This window comes from Dokdonella sp. (assembly GCF_049593775.1).
Taxonomy (GTDB): Bacteria; Pseudomonadota; Gammaproteobacteria; order Xanthomonadales; family Rhodanobacteraceae; genus Dokdonella.
Genome location: NZ_JBAWHJ010000364.1, coordinates 1 through 2942, shown reverse-complemented (window position 1 = coordinate 2942; position 2942 = coordinate 1). Strand labels below are relative to the sequence as shown.

Genomic DNA, 2942 nt, shown 5'->3' with positions numbered 1-2942 from the left:
TACCGGGTCACCGCGCTGCCGACCGCACCCACTTCACCGACAATTTCATGGCCCGGCACCATCGGGAAAATACCGCGGCCCCATTCGTCGCGCGCCTGATGAATGTCGGAGTGACAGACACCGCAGTAGCGGATCTCGATTTGTACTTCGTTCGGACCCGGTTCGCGACGTTCGATCGTCCACGGTGCGAGCGGTGCTTTGGGAGTGGCTGCGGCGTATGCGGAAGTGGACATGAAGTGATTCCTGTGTTGGCTCCATTCGGAATTGACAGGGAGCATTGCAGTGTTCTGTCAAGCCTTGCTTGAAGATCGTCACTCCCGCGTTCGCGAGAATGACGAGTTTTCGAATACGCGCTCATCGTGCCGGAAGCGGAGAGTTGGCTCTACAAGTACGGCGCAATCCACTCTTCCAGCGCAGCCTGACTGAAGTTGCCCATGCGCGTGGCGAGGATGCTGCCATCCCGGTCAATCAGCGCGGTGTAGGGCAGCACGCCCTGGGTGTTGCCCAGCCGCAATGAGAAATCGGCCGCGTCAGCCGGGGAATTGATCAGGATCGGATAGCTGACCGGATTGTGTTCGAGGAAGCTCAGCGCCGCAGGCGCTTCTTCGGCCGCGATGCCGATGACTTCGACATCACGATTTGCGTATTGCGTGCGCATCGCATCGAGCATCGGCATTTCCTCTCGGCACGGCCCGCACCAACTAGCCCAGAAATTCAGCACAATCAGTTTGCCGCGCCATTCCGAAAGCTGGCGCATGCTGCCGTTTCGATCGGGCAGGGCGGTGTCATCGACGAGATCGCCAATATCCAGCACGTCGACCGTCGGCACACGGACGGGTGTGTTCGCGGCAGGGCGCAGCCACTGACTCATGGCCAGTCCGAATCCGGCACTGGCGATGGCCAATACAACGATCAGGATGTTGGTTCGGTTGAACATGGGGTCAGGATAGCGGCAACGACAACGTAGGTGGGCAGCTCGCGTTCTGCGAGCTATCGGGAGGACGTCCTGATCAGGGTTGGCGCGTGGAAAGCGCGTCTTCGACAATGCTGTCCGTAAGCAGGGTGGGCAGCACATCGCCCGGCCCTTCCTTTCCATGGAAGACGACATAGAGTGGTACACCCACAGCGCCGTGCTCCTGCAGGAAGGCGGTGATCTCGGGGTCGACATTGGTCCAGTCGCCCTTCATGTAGACCGCATTCGATTCGGCCAGCAATTCCTTGAATCCATCGCCACCGAGCACGTTCTTTTCATTGGCCTTGCAGGTGACGCACCAGTCGGCGGTCATGTTGACGAAGACGGTGCGGCCATCTGCGAGCAAGGCATCCAGCTTGTCTCGCGAGTAGGTCACGGCCGAATCCGAACTCACTGAAATTTTCGCTGGCGGATCCAGATGACTGATCATCCAGATCGGCACCAGCGATGCCAGCAGCACGATGCCGGCCAGGACGCGACCGGAAATCTTTGCGCGCCAGCGCGCGCGTTCCAGCCACCAGAGTCCGAGAGCCAGCACGACCGCGCCGATCAGTACGAGTCCGATCGCATCCACGCCGCGCTGCTTGCCGAGCACCCAGACCAGCCAGACCGCTGTCAGATACATCGGGAAGGCCAGCACCTGTTTGAAGGTTTCCATCCACGCGCCGGGTTTCGGCAAGCGTTTTGCCAGCGCGGGAACGAAGCCGACGAGCAGGAATGGCAGTGCCAGTCCGAGTCCGAGCGCGAGGAATATCAGCAGGGCGACAATGGACGATGAAGCAAACGCGAACGCCAGGGCCGGCCCCATGAACGGCGCCGTGCACGGACTGGCCACCACGCAAGCGAGTACGCCGGTGAAGAAGTCCCCGGCGGGTCCGGAACGGGAAGCCAGACCCTGCCCGGCACCGGCGAGGCCGGCCCCGATCGTGAAGACGCCCGAAAGGCTCAAGCCGACGGCAAGAAGCACGTAGACAAGAATCGCGACGAAACCCGGTTGCTGAAGCTGGAAGCCCCAACCCAGCGCCTGACCCGCCTCGCGCAGTGCGATCACCAGCAGGCCGACAATCGCGAACGAGACCATCACGCCGAGCGTGTACCAGAGCGCGTGCTTGCGTGCCTTGGCCTGGCTTTCACCGCTCTGGGCGAGCCCGATCACCTTGAGCGAAAGCACCGGTAGCACGCACGGCATCAGGTTCAGCACGACACCGCCGAACAGGGCGAACAGCAATGCAGCGAGGATACCGATGCCACTGGTTTCGGGCGGAACCGAACGCAAGTCATTGTCGGCCAGGCCACCGCTTGCCGCTTGTGACCTCGGTGCTGCGGCGACGAAGGTCTCTGCGGCCGCGGCGAGCTGTTCGGCGCTGGCCTGATCAAGATCAATCTCAAGCGTGCGCTGCAGGACCGGATAGCAGATGCCATCTTCCTTGCAGCCCTGGAACTCGCCGACAAGCTCGATGGTTTGCGCGTCGCCATTCGGTCGCTTCAAGGCAACCGGCAGTTCGACCTGGTCGTAGTAGACGACGACGCTGCCGAAGTGCTCGTCGACATGATCAACACCGGCCGGCCATTGAGCGGCACCGACTTCAATGCCGCTGTCGTCCGCGACCATGACCCTGCTCTTGTCACGATAGAGGTAGTACCCCTTCGGCATGGTCCAGCGCGCAAGGAGTTCGGTCGGGCTCATTGCGATCGCTTCGAACACGAAGGCCTGCTCGGCCGGCAGGGCTTCATCGGAATCGAGCGTATTGACGGCACTGCCGAGCGCGCTGCCGGAAGCCAGCTTCTGCGCCAATGCCGTGGGTGGGGCATTGGTCGACATCGGTGGCGTCAGGACAAGCTTGGTCGGATGCGGCGGATAGCAGATTTTCGGATCGACTTCGTGGCAGCCCTGCACCGTGATCGTGACTTCAATACTGGTAGTCGACGGGTCGGTCAGCGTGTACGGGAGGCTGGCCTCGACAGCGTT

At 61.8% G+C, this 2942-nt stretch carries 3 protein-coding genes; all 3 read right to left on the bottom strand.

Annotated features, from left to right (window positions below; translation table 11 throughout):
• Positions 1–233, bottom strand: a 233-nt coding sequence (locus WBP53_RS12485; RefSeq protein ID WP_423929396.1) for an alcohol dehydrogenase catalytic domain-containing protein, incomplete at its 3' end; no start/stop codon positions are given.
• A gap of 149 nt (positions 234–382) precedes the next feature.
• Positions 383–937 carry a TlpA family protein disulfide reductase gene (locus WBP53_RS12480; RefSeq protein ID WP_423929394.1) on the bottom strand — a complete coding sequence of 185 codons (555 nt, stop codon included), beginning with the start codon at positions 935–937 and terminating at the stop codon, positions 383–385.
• Positions 938–1010: 73 nt separating this feature from the next.
• On the bottom strand, positions 1011–2942 hold a 1932-nt coding region (locus tag WBP53_RS12475; RefSeq protein ID WP_423929392.1), incomplete at its 5' end, for a protein-disulfide reductase DsbD family protein.

Excerpts from the sequence above, each read along its gene's own strand:
- WBP53_RS12480 (WP_423929394.1), bottom strand. The coding sequence starts at position 937 with ATGTTCAACCGAACCAACATCCTGATCGTTGTATTGGCCATCGCCAGT.